Genomic DNA, 17680 nt, shown 5'->3' on the forward strand with positions numbered 1-17680 from the left:
GGAAACCCCATGAAAATCGCGATCCTGTCGCGCAACACGCGGCTGTATTCGACCCGCCGGCTGGTCGAGGCCGCCCGCGAGCGCAACCACGTGGTGCGCGTGCTGGATCCGCTGCGCTGCTACGTGCGCATCACGCCGCGCGACGTGGCCATGCGCTACAAGGGCAAGGCGCTGCGCGACATCGACGCGGTGATCCCGCGCATCGGCACCACCACCACCTTCTACGGCACTGCGGTGCTGCGCCAGTTCGAGATGATGGGCGTGTACACGCCCAACACCTCGGACGCGGTGCTGCGCGCGCGCGACAAGCTGCGCTGCCTGCAGATCCTGGCCGCGCATGGGCTGGACATGCCGGTCACCGTGTTCGGCGACAACCCCGACGACACCAACGACCTGCTGGCGATGCTGGGCGAGCCGCCGCACGTGATCAAGCTCAACGAGGGCAGCCAGGGCACCGGGGTGGTGCTGGCCGAGAAGCGCAGCGCCTCGCAGAGCGTGATCGAGGCCTTCCGCGGCCTGTACGCCAACTTCCTGGTGCAGGAGTTCATCGCCGAAGCCAACGGCAGCGACCTGCGCTGCTTCGTGGTCGGCAAGAAGGTGATCGCCGCCATGCAGCGCGAGGCCAGCCCGGGCGACTTCCGCGCCAACCTGCACCGCGGCGGCAGCGCGGTGAAGGCGACGCTGAGCGCGGAGGAGAAGCGCATCGCGGTGCGCGCGGCCGGTGCGCTGGGCCTGGGCATCGCCGGGGTCGACCTGCTGCGTTCGCGGCGCGGCCCGCTGATCCTGGAGGTCAACGCCTCGCCGGGCCTGGAAGGCATCGAGACCGCCACCGGCGTGGACGTCTCCGGCCACATCATCCGCCACCTGGAGGAGCACGCCGGCGCATGACGCCTTCACGCCGGTACGACGTGCGTCGAGCGCAATTAACGGGCCGGTGAGCCGGCATTAACCGCGCTGTAACCGGGCCCGTCCTATAAAGACCCCACTGCAATGTGCTCGGCACTCAACCGCAAGGTCTGGTGGCAGCAGATTCGGTATCGGGGCAGTAAGCTTCGGCCCAGGTGCGGCGACGCGAGTCGGCATCTGGGCCTTTTTATTGGCCGAGGCCCCAGGTGCGCCGGCTTTCCCCACCGCAAGCTTGTTAAGCTTGCTCCCCCAAGCGGCCCTGGCCGATGGCCTGACGGAGTGGCGCATGCGTGTCCTAGTGATCGAAGACAACAGCGATCTGGCGACCAATATCGGGGACTACCTGGAGGACCGCGGCCACGTGGTCGATTTCGCCGGCGACGGCGTCACCGGCCTGCACCTGGCCGTGGTGCACGACTTCGACGTGATCGTGCTCGACCTCACCCTGCCGGGCATGGACGGCCTGGACGTGGCCAAGAAGCTGCGCCACGAGGCGCACAAGCAGACGCCGGTGCTGATGCTCACCGCACGCGATGCGCTGGAACAGAAGCTCACCGGGTTCGAGTCCGGCGCCGACGACTACATGACCAAGCCGTTCGCGCTGCAGGAACTGGCCGCGCGGCTGGAGGTGCTGGCGCGCCGCGGCAAGGGCCCGCAGAGCCGCGTGCTCAAGGTCGCCGACCTCACCTACAACCTGGACACGCTCACCGTCACCCGCGACGGCAAGTCGATCCAGCTGAACCCGATCGGCCTCAAGCTCCTGCAGGCGCTGATGGAAGCGAGCCCCTCGGTGGTCACCCGCCAGGATCTGGAACAGCGCGTGTGGGGCGAGGAACTGCCCGACAGCGATTCGCTGCGCGTGCACATCCACGGCCTGCGCGCGGCGATCGACAAGCCGTTCGACAAGCCGCTGATCCACACGCGCCACGGCATCGGTTACCGCATGGTCGAGCCGGATGCTGTCCAGACGTAAGCTGCGTTTCCGCCTGATCGTCTCCTTCGCGCTGTTCGGCTTCGGCCTCAGCGCGTTGTTCGCATTTGCGGCGCTGAACATCCGCACGCGCGTGGAGGACCAGCTGGTCAACGCCAGCCTGCTCGACGACGCCAAGTGGGCCAACCAGCAGGCGCGCGAGCATCCCGGAGAGGCCGGGCCCGGCTCGCGGCTGCTCACCGGCATGATCAAGAGCGAGCGCACGCTCTACAAGGCGCCGCTGGCCTGGCAGAACCTGCCCAACGGCGTGCACGACATCTACGAGCCGGACGAGACCGGCAAGACGCACCACTACAAGCTGGCCGTGTGGCGCGAAGGCGGCATCATCAGCTTCCTGCGCTACGACGTCTCGCGCGAGGAGCTGGGCAAGCAGCAACTGCTGATCAGCGTGATCGGCGCGGTGTTCGTGTTCGGCCTGCTCTCGCTGGTGCTGGGGCTGTGGCTGTCGCGCAAGGTGCTCAAGCCGGTCAGCGAGCTGGCACGGCGGCTGCGCGACTTCCGCAAGGCGGGCAAGGCCGAGCCGCTGGCGCCGTACTTTGCCGACGACGAGGTGGGCGAGCTGGCACAGGCGCTGGACGAGTACGCCGCGCGGCTCACCGCGATGGTCGAGCGCGACCGCGAGTTCAATTCGGACGTCAGCCACGAGCTGCGCACGCCGCTGGCGGTGATCGCCAGCACCACCGAGCTGCTGCAGGGCTCGCCCGACCTCACCGACAAGCTGCGCGAGCGCCTGAAGCGCATCGAGCGCGCCTCGCGCCAGGCCAACGAGCTGATCGAGGCGCTGCTGCTGCTCTCGCGCGCCGAGCGCCGCGGCCCGACGCGCGGCGAGACCACCGAGGTGGCGCGCGTGGCCGCCGACGTGATCGAGAGCCAGCGTCCGCAGATGCGCGACAAGCCGCTGGACATCGAGCTCTCCGTCGCCGAGCCGGTCAGCGTCAACGCGCCCGCCTCGGTGCTGTCGGTCGCGCTCACCAACCTGATCGGCAACGCCATCAAGTACACGCTGGAAGGGCTGGTGCGGGTGGAGATCGGCGCCGGTCGCGTGGAGGTCATCGACACCGGGCCCGGCATCAAGCCGGAGGATGCCGAGCGGCTGTTCCAGCGTGGCGTGCGCGGCGAAGGCGCCGGCGGCAGCGGTGCCGGCCTGGGCCTGGCGATCGTGCGCCGGTTGTGCGACCTCTACGGCTGGCAGGTGTCGATGCGCCCGCGCAGCGACACCAACGGCGCGATCGCGAGCCTGGTGTTCGAGCCCGCCTGATCGCTGCACCCGCTCCCGCTCCGGGCTCGGGCCGCCAGTGCATCGCCAGAAAGAAGGCCGCATCGCTGCGGCCTTTCGTTTCCGTCCCGGCTCGACCGGGAGCGCGGGAGCAGCTGCCGGCGAAGTGCGCTCAGACCGGCTCCAGCCAGCCCCACTGGTCGTTGGTGCGCCCGTCGAACAGGCCGAAGTACAGCTCCTGCAGACGGCGCGTCACGCGCCCGGCGGTGCCGTTGCCGACCTGCTTGCCGTCGATCGCGCGGATCGGCGTCACCTCGGCGGCGGTGCCGCACATCAGCACTTCGTCGGCCAGGTACAGGTACTCGCGCGGCAGGTCGCGCTCGATGACCTCGATGCCGTCCTCGCGCGCCAGCGTCTTGAGCGTGTCGCGGGTGATGCCGGTGAGGATCGAGGCGCTGGCCGGCGTGGTGTGCAGCACGCCGTCGAACACCAGGAACAGGTTCTCGCCGGCGCCCTCGCTGAGCAGGCCGGTGTTGGCCAGCGCGATGCCCTCGCCGAAGCCGAGCCGGCGCGCCTCGCGCGCGATCAGCTGGCCGGAGAGGTAGTTGCCGCCGGCCTTGGCGCCCGCCGGGATGGTGTTCGGTGCGAAGCGCTGCCAGCTCGACACGCAGGCGGTGATGCCCTGTTCCAGCGCCTCCGGCCCGAGGTAGGGGCCCATCGGCCAGGCCGCCACCGCCACGTCGATCGGCGTCTCGGCGGAAAGGCCGAAGCCGCCGAGGCCGCGGTAGGCCACCGGGCGCAGGTAGGCGGCAGTCAGGCCGTTCTTCCTGATCACCTCGCGACAGGCCGTAGCCAGCTCGTCCAGCGAGTACGGCAGCACCATGTCGTAGATCTTCGCCGACTGGTACAGGCGCTTGAGGTGGTCGGTGAGGCGGAAGATCGCCGCGCCGTCCGGCGTGGCGTAGCTGCGGATGCCCTCGAAGACGGAAGAACCGTAATGCAGCGCATGCGACATCACGTGGGTGGTGGCCTCGCGCCACGGCTTGATCGCGCCGTTCTGCCAGATCCACTCGGGGTATTGCTGCGCCATGGCGGTTCTCCGTGCAGGGGACCGCCCATGATACCCGCTGCGTACCCTCCGCCGCGCGTGCCTACTCCTGCCGCAGCCACAGGCAACCGGCATGGCGCTCGATGGCGAAGCGGGTCTGCTCGGTGTCGCCGCTGCCGTCGGCCGCCACCGTGCGCACGACCAGCTCGCCGGAGGGAGCCGGCTCCGCCGCAGCGTCCGAAGCGCCCTGGTCCGTGCCGATGTCCAGCAGCGGCCGGCGCATCAGCGCGGCCAGCGCGCGGATGTCCGCGACCGCGGCATGCTCGCCGTAGCCGTGCCAGAGCATGAGCCCGGCCAGCCGGTTGGCATCCCGGTTGGCGAAGGCATCGATCGCTGCCTGGCGCAGTTCGTCGGCATCGGCCGCGCAGGTCACCGCCGGCGGTCGCAGCGAGGGCACGACAGCCGTCGAGCCCGCCGGCGCGGGCGTGGCCTGCAGCGCGGCGCAGGGCTGGTCGGTGTAGACCGGGTGGCCGTCCGCGCCGACGCAACGGCGGATCGCCGTCTGCGCGCGCGCCGACCCGGCGGTCAGGAACAGGAACAGCAGCAGGGTCAGGCGCAGCGCGGGCATGGGCCGAGCATAGCCACCCCGCCCGCAGGCTTCAGTGCAATTGCGCAAGCACCGCCCGGGTGGCGCGGGCGCGGTTCAGCGTATAGAAATGCAGCCCCGGCGCGCCGCCCTCGAGCAGGCGCCGGCACAACTGCGCCACCACCTCGGCGCCGAGCGCGCGGATCGCCTCGGCGTCGTCGCCGTGCGCCTGCATGCGTTTGGCGATCCAGCGCGGGATCTCCGCGCCGCAGGCGTCGGAGAAGCGCTTGAGCTGGCTGAAGTTGGTGATCGGCATGATGCCCGGCACGATCGGCACGCCGACGCCCAGCCGGCGCACGTCGTCGACGAAGCGGAAGTACGCATCCGGATTGAAGAAGTACTGCGTGATGGCGCCGTTCGCGCCGGCGTCCACCTTCGCCTTGAAGTGCTGCAGGTCGCGCAGCGCGTCTTCCGCCTGTGGGTGCGTCTCCGGGTACGCGGCCACCTCGATGTGGAAGTGATCGCCGGTGCGCTCGCGGATGAAGGCCACCAGCTCGGCCGCGTAGCGGAAGTCGCCCGGCGAGGCCATGCCGGAGGGCAGATCGCCACGCAGCGCCACGATGCGCCGGTAGCCGGCGGCGCGGTAGCCATCCAGCAATTCGGCGATCTCCGCCCTGGTGCCGCCCATGCAGGACAGGTGCGGCGCCACCTCCAGGCCGTGCGTGCGATGCAGCCGGGCGACCGTGTCGCCGGTGTAGCTGAGCGTGGAGCCGCCGGCGCCGAAGGTCACCGAGACGTAGTCCGGCGCGTACGCCTTGAGGGCCTGCGCGGCCCGGTCGAGCTGCGTGCGCTGCTCGTCGGTCTTGGGCGGGAAGAATTCGAAGCTGATCGCCGGCATGCGTGGTCCCCGGAGTGGTTGCACGCATTTTATGCATTCATCGCGATAAAGCGATATCGCGGTCGGAGCGAGCTGGCTCGCGAGGCCTTTTCTGCGAGCAGAGGAAGAGCATCGCGAGCGAGCTCGCTCCTGCAGGGGTCGGGGGGCCATAGGGCATGGCATGGAAAAAGGGCCGCATCGCTGCGGCCCTTTGCCGGCGGGAGACGGGCGTCTCCCGGCCAACCGGATCGTCTCCCCGGCGTACCGGGACGGCGCCGGCTCAGTAGCGGTAATGGTCCGGCTTGTACGGGCCTTCCACCGGCACGCCGAGGTACTTGGCCTGCTCGGGCGTGAGGGTGGTGAGCTTCACGCCGATCTTCTCCAGATGCAGGCGCGCCACCTCCTCGTCCAACTTCTTGGGCAGGATGTAGACCTTCGGCTCGTAGAAATCCTTGTTCGCCCACAGGTCCATCTGCGCCAGCGTCTGGTTGGAGAACGAGTTGGACATGACGAAGCTGGGATGGCCGGTGGCGCAGCCCAGGTTCACCAGACGGCCCTCGGCGAGCAGGAAGATCGAGCGGCCGTCCTTGAAGGTGTACTTGTCCACCTGCGGCTTGATGTTGGTGCGCTCGGCGCCCGAGGCGTTCAGCGCATCGACCTGGATCTCGTTGTCGAAGTGGCCGATGTTGCAGACGATCGCCTGGTCCTTCATCGCCTGCATGTGCTCCAGGCGGATCACGTCCTTGTTGCCGGTGGTGGTGACGTAGATGTCGCCGCGGCCCAGCGTGCTCTCGACCGTGTTCACCTCGAAGCCTTCCATCGCCGCCTGCAGCGCATTGATCGGGTCGATCTCGGTGACCACCACGCGCGCGCCGTAGGCGCGCAGGCTGTGTGCGCAGCCCTTGCCGACGTCGCCGTAGCCGCACACCACCGCGACCTTGCCGGCCAGCATCACGTCCATCGCACGCTTGAGGCCATCGGCCAGCGATTCGCGGCAGCCGTACAGGTTGTCGAACTTGCTCTTGGTGACCGAATCGTTGACGTTGATCGCCGGCACCAGCAGCTTGCCCTCCTGGGCGAGCTGGTAGAGGCGGTGCACGCCGGTGGTGGTCTCCTCGGAGACGCCCTTCCAGTCTCGCACGACGGTGTGCCAGTAGCCCGGACGCTCCTTGTGCACGCGCTTGAGCAGGTTCTTGATCACCTGCTCCTCGTGGCTGGACGAGGGCGTGTCGACCCAGTCGCTGCCGTTCTCGAGCTCGTAGCCCTTGTGGATCAGCAGCGTGACGTCGCCGCCGTCGTCCACCACCAGCTGCGGACCCAGGAAGCCGCCCTTGCCGTCGGGGAAGGAGAGCGCATCGAGCGTGCAGTCCCAGTATTCCTCCAGCGTCTCGCCCTTCCAGGCGAACACCGGCGTGCCGGTGGCGGCGATCGCCGCGGCGGCGTGGTCCTGCGTCGAGAAGATGTTGCACGAGGCCCAGCGCACGTCGGCGCCGATGTCCTTGAGCGTCTCGATCAGCACCGCGGTCTGGATCGTCATGTGCAGCGAGCCGGTCACGCGCACGCCCTTGAGCGGTTGCTGCGGCGCGTACTTGCGGCGGATCGACATCAGGCCGGGCATCTCGTGCTCGGCGATGTCGATTTCCTTGCGGCCGAAGTCGGCCAGGGCGATGTCGCGGATCTTGTAGTCCGGGCGAGTGGTTTCTTTGCTGACAGCGTTCATGGTTTCTCCGGTTCGAGGCGGCAAGCAGCCGCGTCGCGTTCACCGGGCGCCGTTGTGGAACGGGCCGCGCCGAGCCTGGCCGCAGATCGCGGGCGTGGCCTGCGGGATGCAGGTACCGTCCGCGCGACAACGGTCGCAGCGCCCCTCGGCGGGCCGGGGAAGCGTGCATTGTAACCGCAACCGTGACGCCGGTTGCGGCTAGGCTAGTCCGATCCCCGCGACGGAGCCCGCCATGCCGCACACGCCCGAGGAGGAGTACCTGCCGCACGACGGCCCGCTGCGCGAGGACGTCGGTCGCCTGGGCGCGCTGGTCGGGCGCATGCTCGCCGAGCAGGAAGGCGAGGGCTTCTTCCGGAAGGTGGAGGCGGTGCGCCAGGCGGCGATCCGGCGCCGTCGCGAGGGCGCGCCGCCGGACGCCCTCGCCGGCGCGCTGGCCGGGCTCGAGGCGGGCCAGGCCGAGGCGCTGGCCCGCGCCTTCGCCACCTATTTCCAGGCGGTGAACACCGCCGAACGGGTGCACCGCATCCGGCGCCGCCGCGACTACCAGCGCGAGGGCAGCGCGCCGCAGCCCGAGTCGCTGCTCGACGTGCTGGCCCGGCTCCGGGCCGAGGGCGTGGACACAGAGGAGCTGCTGGGCTGGCTCGGGCGCCTGTGGATCGAGCCGGTGTTCACCGCCCACCCCACCGAGGCGGTGCGCCGCTCGCTGCTGGAAAAGGAGCAGGCGATCGTGCGCGCGCTGGTCGACGACTTCGATGCCGGCCGTACCCCGCAGGAGCGCGCCGAGGACGAAGACCGCATCTTCATGGCGCTGTCCACCGCCTGGCAGACCGCCGAGGCCTCGCCGGTGCGCCCTTCCGTGCAGGACGAGCACGACCATGTCGGCTTCTACCTGGCCAACCCGGTCTACCGCATCGTGCCGGCGCTGTACGAGACGCTGGACGACGCGCTGCAGGCGGTCTACGGCGTGGCGGTGCCGCTGCCGCGCCTGCTCGGCTTCGCCAGTTGGGTCGGCGGCGACATGGACGGCAACCCCAACGTCGGCGCCGACACCATCGCCGCCGCGCTGGCCACCCAGCGCGCGCACGTGCTGGAGCGCTACCTCGCCGACGTCGTCGCACTGGCACGGCTGCTCAGCCAGACCGAAGGGCGGGTGGCGGTCGACCCGGCGCTGGGCGCGCGCCTGGCCGATTACCGCGCGCGCCTGCCGCAGGCAGCCGCGCGCATCCGTCCGCGCCATGCCGACATGCCTTATCGCTGCCTGCTCACCCTGGTCGGCGCGCGGCTGGAGGCGACCGGGGAACAGGGCGCCGAGGGCTACGCCTCGCCGGCCGGGCTGCTCGACGACCTGGCGCTGATCGAGCGCAGCCTGCTCGCCCACCGCGGCCTGCACGCCGGCGCCTATGCCGTGCGGCGGCTGATCCGGCGCGTGCGTACTTTCGGCTTCCACCTCGCACGACTGGACGTGCGACAGGATTCGCGGGTGCACGACGAGGCACTGGCGGCGTTGCTCGAGGACCCGCGGTGGCCGCAGCGCGGCGCCGCGGAGCGTGCGGCACGCCTGCGACCCTACGCCGGAGGCGGGACGGCCTTCGCAGGCTGCGACGATGCCGGCGCCGCCGCGCTGCGCGATGTTTTCGCCACCCTGGGCCAGGCACGCGAACGCTATGGTGCAGACGCCATCGGCCTGTACGTCATCAGCATGGCCCGTTCCGCCGCCGACGTGCTGGCGGTGCTGGCGCTGGCCCGGTACGGCGGTTTCACGCACTCCGCTGGCGCCACCGGCAACGACGCCCACGGCTTCGCTTCCAGCCCCGGACGGGACGGCCAGGCTCGGAGCGTGCCCCTCGACATCGCGCCCCTGTTCGAGACCATCGACGACCTCGAGCACGCGCCCGCCACCTTGCGCGCGCTGCTGGACGATCCGGTCTACCGCGCGCACCTGCGCACGCGCGGCGAGCGCCAGTGGGTCATGCTCGGCTACTCCGACAGCGGCAAGGACGGCGGCACCCTGGCTTCGCGCTGGGCGTTGCAGCGCGCGCAGGTGGAGTTGCTGCAGGTGGCGAAGGAGGCCGGCATCGCGCTGGCCTTCTTCCACGGTCGCGGCGGTTCGGCCAGCCGCGGTGGCGCGCGCATGGCGCCGGCGCTGATGTCCTCGCCGCGCGGCTCGGTGGCCGGCGTGTTGCGGGTGACCGAACAGGGCGAGGTGATCCACCGCAAGTACGGCATCCGCGCGCTGGCACTGCGCAACCTGGAACAGACCGTGAGCGCGGTACTGCGCGCCTCGCTGCGTCCGCGCGCGGAGGAGCGGCGCGAAGCAGCCTGGCGCGAGCGCATGGCGACGCTGGCCGCGCACAGCCGGCGGCACTACCGCGCGCTGGTCGAGCGCGAGGGCTTCGTCGAGTACTTCCGCAGCGCCACGCCGATCGATGTCGTCGAGCGCATGACCCTGGGCTCGCGGCCGGCGCGACGTCGCAGCATGCGCGGCGTGGAAGACCTGCGCGCGATCCCGTGGGTGTTCGCCTGGACCCAGTGCCGTTCGATCATCACCGGCTGGTACGGCCTGGGCAGCGCACTGGAACAGGGGGCCGCCGACTTCGGCGAGGCGGCGCTGGCCGAGATGGCCCGGGACTGGCCGTTCCTCGCCAACGCCCTCGATGACGTGGCGATGGTGCTGGCCAAGTGCGACCTCGACATCGCCGAGGCCTTCTCGCGCCTGGCCGGCGAGCTGCACGCGCCGTTCTTCGCGCCGATCCGCGAGGAGTTCGAGCGCACCCGCGCATGGATGCTGCGCCTGCGCGGCAGCGACGCGCTGCTCGCCGACAACCCTCGCCTGGCGGTCTCGATCCGGCTGCGCAACCCCTACGTCGATCCCATGAGCCTGCTCACCGTGGACCTGCTCGCCCGCTGGCGGGCCGGCGAGCGGGAGGACGACGCGTTGCTGCGGGCGCTGGTCGCCTGCGTCAACGGCGTCGCCCAGGGCCTGCAGAACACCGGCTGAGCGCGCTCCGGCAGGGTGCGTCCGCCTGCGGATGACGGCCATCCGAAAGCGGACGGCCGGGGCGCACCTGGCCAGGGGCGACCTACGGCGTGGCGCGGTTCTCGCCGTTGGCACGCCTGTTGCCAACGATGCGCCATGGACATCACCAACACCACGTACAAGCTTCGCAAGCGCCGGCGGCTGCGCTGGGGCGCCGCCATCGCCGCGCTCGTCGTGGCGGTGCTCGCCGTCGTGCTGTTGCGCCTGGGCCCCGCGCTGCCGACCGCCGAGCGCGCCAGCCTGTGGATCGATACCGTGCAGCGCGGCGACATGCTGCAGGAGGTGCGCGCCACCGGCACGCTGGTGCCGCGCTCGAGCCGCTGGCTTGCCGCGGCCACCGCGGCGCAGGTGCAGCAGATCCTGGTCTGGCCGGGCGCCACGGTGAAGCCCGACACGGTGCTGATGCGCCTGGGCAACCCGGAGGTCGAGGACAACCTGCGCAATGCGCAGGCGCAGCTCGCCGCCGCCGAGGCGGACGTGGCCGCCAAGCGCGCCGAACTGCACTCGCAGTTGCTGGACCAGCGCGTCGCCCTCGCCCAGGCGCGCTCGGACTACGCCTCGGCCAAGGTCAAGGCCGAGGCGGACGCCAAGGCGGTGAAGAAGGACCTGATCCCCCGCGTGCAGTACGAGCAGGGCCTGATCGCGCTCGGGCAGCTGAAGTCGCGGATGGCCATCGAGCAGGAGCGGGTGGACAACTTCGCCGCCAGCATGAAGGCGCAGATGAATGCGATCGAGGCGCGCGCGCAACAGCAGCGCAGCAACCTGTTGCTGCGTCAGCGCCAGGCCGACGCGCTGCAGGTCACCGCCGGCATCGACGGCGTGCTGCAGGAGGTCGCGGTACAGGAAGGCGCGCGCGTCGCCGAGGGCGCCAGCCTCGCGCGCGTGGCGCGGCCGGACGTGCTGATCGCCCGGCTGCAGGTGCCGGAGGTGCAGGCCAAGGACGTCGCCATGGGCATGCCGGTCGGCGTGGATACCCACAACGGCGTGGTGGCGGGGCGCGTCGAACGCATCGACCCGGCCGTGCGCAACGGCAGCGTGCAGGTGGACGTGGCACTGCAGGGACGCCTGCCGCCGGGGGCGCGCCCGGATCTCTCCGTCGACGGCCGCATCCGCATCGCGCGGCTCGATGGCGTGCTGTCGGTGGGACGCCCGGCGCTGGCCAAGGCCGACGGTGACCTGAGCCTGTTCCGCCTGGATGCCGGTGGCGACACGGCCACGCGGGTGCCGGTGCGCATCGGCGCCGCCTCGGTCGATCGCGTGCAGGTGCTGCGCGGCCTTAAGGCGGGTGACCGCGTGATCCTCTCCGACACGAGCCAGTGGGACGGTTATGACCGTATCCGCATCCGCTGAGTTCGCCATGCCCGTGGCGGCGCCCCCTGTGCGCGGGCCCGCGGCCACTGCACCATCGCGGCAGCCCGCTGTCGCCTACATAGCGCCCTTCCGCCGGGGCGACGCGTGTTTCCAGGAGAACCCATGAACCCGACCAGCAACGTCATCACCCTCGAAGGCATCCGCAAGGTCTTCCAGACCGACGAGGTGGAAACCCATGCACTCTCGGACGTGCACCTGAGCGTCGCGCACGGCGAGTACGTGTCGATCTCCGGGCCGTCCGGCTGCGGCAAGACCACCTTGCTGTCGATCCTGGGCCTGCTCGATACCGCCAGCGCCGGACGCTACGTGTTGAACGGGCACGACGTGGCCGCGCTCAACGCGGCGCAGCGCGCGCGCATCCGCAACGCTGAGATCGGCTTCATCTTCCAGGCGTTCAACCTGATCGGCGACCTGTCGGTGCAGGAGAACGTGGAACTGCCGCTCACCTACCGCAGCGGCATCGGCGCCACGGAGCGGCGCGCGCGGGTGCAGGAGGCGCTGGAGCGCGTGGGCATGTCCCACCGCATGCGCCACTACCCGGCGCAGCTGTCCGGCGGCCAGCAGCAGCGCGTGGCGGTGGCGCGCGCGCTGGTCGGCAAGCCGGCCATCCTGCTCGCCGACGAGCCGACCGGCAATCTCGACTCGCGCAACGGCGAGGCCGTGATGGCGCTGCTCGACGAGTTGCACAAGGGCGGCGCGACCATCTGCATGGTGACCCACGACGCGCGCTACGCAGAGCTCGCCCAGCGCAAGATCCGCCTGTTCGACGGCCGCGTCGTGGACGAGGAAACCTTCGAGCGCCTGCGTCGCGAGGACGAGCAGCGCCTCGATGCGCTGATCGGCAGCCGCATCGAGGTCGGCGCGTGAACGTCTGGGTCGGCGAGGTCTGGCGCGCATGGCGGGCGAGCCTTCGGCGGCCTGGGTTCCTGCTGCTGGCCTCCGGCGTACTGGCGCTGGGGATCGGTGCGAGCGTGGCGGTGTTCGCGCTGATCCAGAACACCGTGTTGCGGCCGCTGCCGTTGCCGCAGGCCGACCGGCTGGTCGTGCTGGGGCCGTGGTGGGACAACGGCCATGTCGGCGGTCTTTCCCCGCACGAATACCAGTACCTAGGGCCGCCGAAAGCATTGCAGTCGATGGGATTGGCCCATTTCGGCGCCGCGGTGAACATGGCCGGCGCGGGCGCACCGGCCCAGGTGCCGGCGATCCGCCTGGACCGCAACCTGTTGCCGACGCTCGGCCTGAGGCCGCTCCTCGGACGCAACTTCACGGCGCGCGAAGACGGCCCCGGCGGCCCCAAGGCCGTGATGCTCGGCGAAGGACTGTGGCTGCGAGCCTATGGCGGCGATCCCAAGGTGATCGGGCGCAGCCTCGAGATCGAAGGGACGCCGCATACGATCGTCGGGGTGTTGCCGGCCGCCTTCAACACATTGCTTGGTCCGGGCGACGTGATGCTGCCGACCGCCTTGCCGACCGCGAGCCGCGACTACAACCACAACGGCGCCATCGCGATCGGTCGCCTGGTGGACGGCGCCGATATCGCGACCGTCTCGGCACAGGCCGACGCGCACGAGCGCGCGATGTTTCGCGACATGGGCATGGGTGGCGACTGGAAACGCCCGCGCTTCGGGGCCGAGCGCCTCGCCGACGCTTTCCAGCAACAGACCCGGCCGGTGCTGATGCTCTTCCTGGCGAGCGCCGCGGCCGTGCTGCTGATTTCCCTGGTCAACCTGGCCAACCTGATGCTGCTGCGCGCGCTGTCACGCAGCCACGATGCGGCCGTGCGTGCGGCATTGGGCGCCCCGCGGCTCAGGCTGCTGCTTCCGGCGCTGAGCGAGGGACTGCTCGTTGGTGGTTGCGGCGCGTTGTTGGGCATGGCGCTGGCTGGCTGCGGGCTGAGTCTGCTGCAGGGGTTCATTCCCGCGCCATGGATGTGGGGCGGCCGCATCCACATTGGTCTGGGCGCGTGGCTGATGGCCACCGGCATCGGCTTGCTCGGCGCGTGGCTGGCTGCCGCGCTGGGCCTGTGGCGCAGTCGCGACACGGTCACGGTGGAAGAGCTGCGCGAAGGCGGACGTCACGGCATCGGCCTCCGCAATGGCCGTCTGAGCCGAACGCTGGTGGTCGCGCAGGTCGCACTGGCGGCGGTCCTGCTGTGCACCGCGGGCGCGTTGCTGCATGCGCTGTACGACGCCTCGCGCTTGCCGTTGGGGTACGACCCGGAGCATGTGCTGACCTTCGATCTGGCACCGCTGAAGAGCGACAACCCGGACCTGGCATCCATGGAGCGGTTCTCGCGCGGACTGTTGCAGCGGCTGCGCACGATCCCCGGCGTGACCGGGGCAGCCGTGGCGACCAACCTGCCCACCAGCGACGACAACTACGGCTCGTTCAACAACGGCATGCGCACGCCGGCTGGCGATCACTTGCAGGCACAGCTCCACGGCGTCGACCGGGAGTTCCTCGATCTGTTCGCGATACCGCTGCGCAGCGGACGGCAATTCACCAAGGACGACGTGCGTGGCGGCGAGCCGGTGGCGATCGTCAGTCAGGACCTGGCCGACAGGTACTACGGCGGGCGCGCGCTCGGCCAGACGATCGGCATAGAGGTCGCAACGGGAACGCCGATTCAGGCCCGCATCGTGGGGGTGGCGGGCATCACCTATCAGCGGGGGCCGCTGCAACCCCACCAGCCGGTGGTGTACGTGCCGCTGGGGCAGATGCCCGAGTCCACGATGGCGATCTTCCGCGAACTGGAGTCGCTTCGCTTCGTGCTTCGCGGACACGGCAACCCGGACGGCTGGCGCGCAGGCGTGCGTGCAGCCATGGCCGAGATGGCGCCCAGGCAACCGATCGCCAGGCTGCGCACGATGCGCAGCATCGTGGGTGCAACCACGGCCGATGCCCGCCTGAACCTGTTGCTCATCGGGGTGTTCGCCGCATTGGCATTGTTGCTGGCGGTCGCGGGCCTTTACGCGGTGATGGCCGTGGCCGTTGCCGCGCGCGAGCGCGAGTTCGGCGCGCGCCTGGCCCTGGGCGCGTCACCGGGACGGCTCGCGCGGCTGGTGCTGGGTGGTGGGTTGTTGCAGATCGCGCTCGGCCTTGCGCTGGGCGTGGCCGCCACGTTGGGGCTTTCGCGCATCCTGTCGGTTCTTCCCGTCGCTTCGTTCAATGCGATCCGCGGACTGGACGTGGCGGTAGCGAGCAGCACGTGCCTGGCATTGGTCCTGGCGGGCCTGCTCGCGTGCCTGCGGCCGGCGCTGCGGGCGGCGCGGGTGCCGCCGATGCGCGCGTTGCGGGGGGAATAGGCATGAGTCGCGGGTTGGCACACATCGACGGCCGGTGGCCGGCAAGAAGGCACACGACATGAACATCTGGCTCAATGAAATCGCGCGCGCCTGGCGCGCCAGCCTGCGGCGTCCCGCCTTCCTGCTGCTGGCCTCCGGCGTGCTGGCGCTGGGCATCGGCGCCAGCGTGGCGGTATTCGCGCTGATCCAGAACACGCTGCTGAAGCCCTCGCCGCTGCCGGACGTCGAGCGCCTGGCGATCGTGGGCAACGTTCACGGCGGCGAGGTATGGGCGATCTCCAAACAGGCCTACCAGCATCTGGGGAAGATCGAGGGCGTGCGCTCGATCGGGCTGCTCGGTGGAGGTACGGTGGCGAACATCGCCGGAGCGGGCGAGCCCGAGCAGGTGACGGTGGCGTACTTCGACCGCACCCTGCTGCCCACCCTGGGCCTGCGCCCGGTGCTGGGACGCAACTTCGACGCCCAGGAAGACCAGCCCAACGGGCCCAAGGCGGTGATGCTGAGCCATGGCCTGTGGCTGCGCCGCTTCGGTGGCGACCCGCAGGTGATCGGACGGCGCATGCAGGTGGAAGGCGTGCCGCATACGATCGTCGGCGTGCTGCCGGCCGCGTTCGCCGACCTCATGAACGACGGTGCCATCGCGCTGCCGATGGCGCTGCCGCCCAACAGCACGGACAGCGGCACGAACTACGCGGCGATCGCCCGGCTGGCCGCGGGCACGTCCATCCGGCAGGTCGGCGCGCAGGTCGACGCGCGCCTGCGCGCCACGTATCGCGACCTGGGCGAACCCCAGTGGGAGCAGGCGCGTGGCGGCGCCGAACGCCTGCTCGACTGGCAACACCGGGATGCCCGTTCGCTGCTGACGGTGTTCCTGGGCAGTGCGCTGCTGGTGCTAGCCATCGCCCTGGTGAACCTGGTCAACCTGATGTTCATGCGCATGCTCTCCCGCGGGCACGACGTGGCGGTGCGCGCCGCGCTGGGTGCACCGGCCATGCGCCTGATGCTGCCGGCCATGAGCGAAGGCGCACTGGTCGGGTTGTGCGGCGCCTTGCTCGGCCTGGCGCTGGCCAAGTTGGGGCTCGGGCTGCTGCAAGGCGTGATTCCGGCCGAATGGCTGTCGGCAGGGCAGGTGCGCCTGGGTGGGTTCGCCTGGGGGCTGGCGCTTGCAGTGGGGTTGTGCGGGGCGCTGGTCGCGGCAGTGCTGGGGTTGTGGCGCAGTCGCGCCGCCGTGGCCGTGGACGAGTTGCGAGAAGGAGGACGCAGCGGGCTGGGCGTGCGCAGCGGCCGGCTCGGCCGAGCCCTGGTGATCGCCCAGGTGGCGCTCGCGGCCATCCTGTTGTGCGTCGCGGGTACCATCGCGCGCACGCTGTACGACGCCTCGCAACGCTCGCTGGGTTTCGAAGCCGAGCACATACTCACCTTCGAAGTGGCGCCCGTGCAGGCGCGCTACCCCGACGCGGCCGCGGTGCGGGATCTTTCCGAGCGCCTGCAGGAGCGCCTGCGCGCCCTGCCCGGCGTCACCGAGGTCAGCGCCGCCACGAACCTGCCCAGTGGTGGGGCCAGGGACCAGTTCAACATGGGCGACCTGCATCTCCCGGGCGGGCCGCAGTTCTATGTCCAATACCACGGCGTGGCGCCGGGGTATTTCGAGCTGTTCGGCATCCGCCTGTTGCGGGGGCGCACTTTCCAGCGCGACGACCGGCAGGGCGCCGAGCCGGTGGCGATCGTGAGCCGCAACCTCGCCGACGCGAAGTTCGCGGGCCACGCGCTCGGCAAGACGATCCAGCAGGGCGAGGGCGAGCATGCCTGGTCGGCGCGCATCGTGGGTGTCGTGGAGGACACCTATCAGCGCGGTCCCTTGCATGCGCCCGAGCCGATGCTCTACGTGCCCCTGGCGCAGATGCCCGAGGACACGCTGGCGATCTTCCGTGGCTACGAACCGCTGCGCTTCGTGCTTCGCGGCCACGGCGAGCCGATGCAGTGGCGCGAGGGCGTGCGTGCCGCGATGGGCGAGGTCGCCCCGGAGCAGCCGTTCGCCAACCTGCGCGCGATGCGGGATGTCGTGCGCGGGACGACGATGCGGCTGCGGCTCGAACTGCTGCTGGTAGGCCTGTTCTCCGGGCTCGCCCTGCTGCTCGCCGCGGCGGGACTGTACGCGGTGATGGCGGTGGCCGTCGCCGCGCGCGAGCGGGAGTTCGGCGTGCGCACGGCCCTGGGCGCGCCACCGGTGAGGCTGGTGCGGCTGGTGTTGCGCGGCGGGATGGTGCAGATCGCCTGGGGGCTGCTGATCGGCCTGGCCGTGGCCCTGGTGGCGACCCGGCTGCTGTCCGAGGCCCTGATGCGGCTGCTCAACCGCGCCAGCGGGCTCGATCCGGTCGCGCTGCTGGGCGTGTGCCTGCTGCTGGCAACGGCCGGGATGCTGGCCTGCGTGTGGCCGGCGGTGCGTGCGTCCCGCGTGCATCCCATGCGGGCCCTGCGCGGCGACTGAAGCCGATGGCGAGGCGCACCCGCCGTGCGGTCCGGTCCCGATGCGGCCGCATGCACCGATCCGCCGTCCCGCGTGGCGTCGGGTGCTTTGCGCCGCGGGGACAGTGGAGTCGGTGTGCCGGCGCTATGCTTCACC

At 70.7% G+C, this 17680-nt stretch carries 12 protein-coding genes and 1 riboswitch; of the genes, 8 read left to right on the top strand and 4 right to left on the bottom strand.

Translation table 11 applies throughout. From position 1 onward, the window contains the following. The first annotated feature begins 9 nt into the window (after positions 1 to 9). The 3 genes from rimK (at position 10) to WAT24_RS03255 (ending at position 3155) form a co-directional block, all read left to right on the top strand. On the top strand, positions 10 to 888 hold the full coding sequence (gene rimK, locus WAT24_RS03245; protein ID WP_336806399.1) for a 30S ribosomal protein S6--L-glutamate ligase: 879 nt from the start codon (positions 10 to 12) through the stop codon (positions 886 to 888). A gap of 304 nt (positions 889 to 1192) precedes the next feature. Continuing rightward, positions 1193 to 1879 carry a response regulator transcription factor gene (locus tag WAT24_RS03250; protein ID WP_336806400.1) on the top strand — a complete coding sequence of 229 codons (687 nt, stop codon included), beginning with the start codon at positions 1193 to 1195 and terminating at the stop codon, positions 1877 to 1879. Next, a complete protein-coding gene (locus WAT24_RS03255; RefSeq protein WP_336806401.1) occupies positions 1863 to 3155 on the top strand; it encodes a sensor histidine kinase in 1293 nt (430 codons plus the stop codon). The genes WAT24_RS03250 and WAT24_RS03255 overlap by 17 nt, the downstream gene beginning before the upstream one ends. A 130-nt stretch (positions 3156 to 3285) precedes the next feature. Here WAT24_RS03255 and WAT24_RS03260 read toward each other — a convergent pair whose 3' ends face one another. From WAT24_RS03260 to ahcY, 4 genes are all read right to left on the bottom strand, one after another. Beyond that, positions 3286 to 4203 carry a branched-chain amino acid transaminase gene (locus WAT24_RS03260; protein WP_336806402.1) on the bottom strand — a complete coding sequence of 306 codons (918 nt, stop codon included), beginning with the start codon at positions 4201 to 4203 and terminating at the stop codon, positions 3286 to 3288. Positions 4204 to 4264: 61 nt separating this feature from the next. Then, a complete protein-coding gene (locus tag WAT24_RS03265; protein ID WP_336806403.1) occupies positions 4265 to 4789 on the bottom strand; it encodes a DUF4124 domain-containing protein in 525 nt (174 codons plus the stop codon). Positions 4790 to 4820: 31 nt separating this feature from the next. After that, positions 4821 to 5645 (bottom strand): methylenetetrahydrofolate reductase [NAD(P)H], encoded by an 825-nt coding sequence (gene metF / locus WAT24_RS03270; protein ID WP_336806404.1) that lies wholly within the window; start codon positions 5643 to 5645, stop codon positions 4821 to 4823. Positions 5646 to 5904: 259 nt separating this feature from the next. Next, the gene (gene ahcY, locus WAT24_RS03275) at positions 5905 to 7344 is read right to left on the bottom strand and encodes an adenosylhomocysteinase (protein ID WP_336806405.1); all 1440 of its coding nucleotides are present in this window, start codon (positions 7342 to 7344) and stop codon (positions 5905 to 5907) included. A gap of 37 nt (positions 7345 to 7381) precedes the next feature. Then, positions 7382 to 7497, bottom strand: a riboswitch (S-adenosyl-L-homocysteine riboswitch). A gap of 79 nt (positions 7498 to 7576) precedes the next feature. Between ahcY and ppc the strand changes: the two genes are divergently transcribed. The 5 genes from ppc (at position 7577) to WAT24_RS03300 (ending at position 17545) form a co-directional block, all read left to right on the top strand. Next, the gene (gene ppc, locus WAT24_RS03280; protein WP_336806406.1) at positions 7577 to 10342 is read left to right on the top strand and encodes a phosphoenolpyruvate carboxylase; all 2766 of its coding nucleotides are present in this window, start codon (positions 7577 to 7579) and stop codon (positions 10340 to 10342) included. 135 nt (positions 10343 to 10477) lie between these two features. Then, complete coding sequence (locus tag WAT24_RS03285; RefSeq protein WP_336806407.1) at positions 10478 to 11731, top strand: efflux RND transporter periplasmic adaptor subunit; 1254 nt, start codon at positions 10478 to 10480, stop codon at positions 11729 to 11731. A 123-nt stretch (positions 11732 to 11854) separates the two neighbouring features. Further along, positions 11855 to 12619 (top strand): ABC transporter ATP-binding protein, encoded by a 765-nt coding sequence (locus tag WAT24_RS03290; RefSeq protein WP_336806408.1) that lies wholly within the window; start codon positions 11855 to 11857, stop codon positions 12617 to 12619. Further along, the gene (locus WAT24_RS03295; protein WP_336806409.1) at positions 12616 to 15057 is read left to right on the top strand and encodes an ABC transporter permease; all 2442 of its coding nucleotides are present in this window, start codon (positions 12616 to 12618) and stop codon (positions 15055 to 15057) included. The genes WAT24_RS03290 and WAT24_RS03295 overlap by 4 nt, the downstream gene beginning before the upstream one ends. A 58-nt stretch (positions 15058 to 15115) precedes the next feature. Continuing rightward, positions 15116 to 17545: an ADOP family duplicated permease gene (locus tag WAT24_RS03300; protein ID WP_336806410.1), complete on the top strand. Its 2430-nt coding sequence runs from the start codon at positions 15116 to 15118 to the stop codon at positions 17543 to 17545. Positions 17546 to 17680: the final 135 nt, after the last annotated feature.

Source organism: Fulvimonas yonginensis, from assembly GCF_037137055.1.
Lineage (GTDB): Bacteria > Pseudomonadota > Gammaproteobacteria > Xanthomonadales > Rhodanobacteraceae > Frateuria_A > Frateuria_A yonginensis.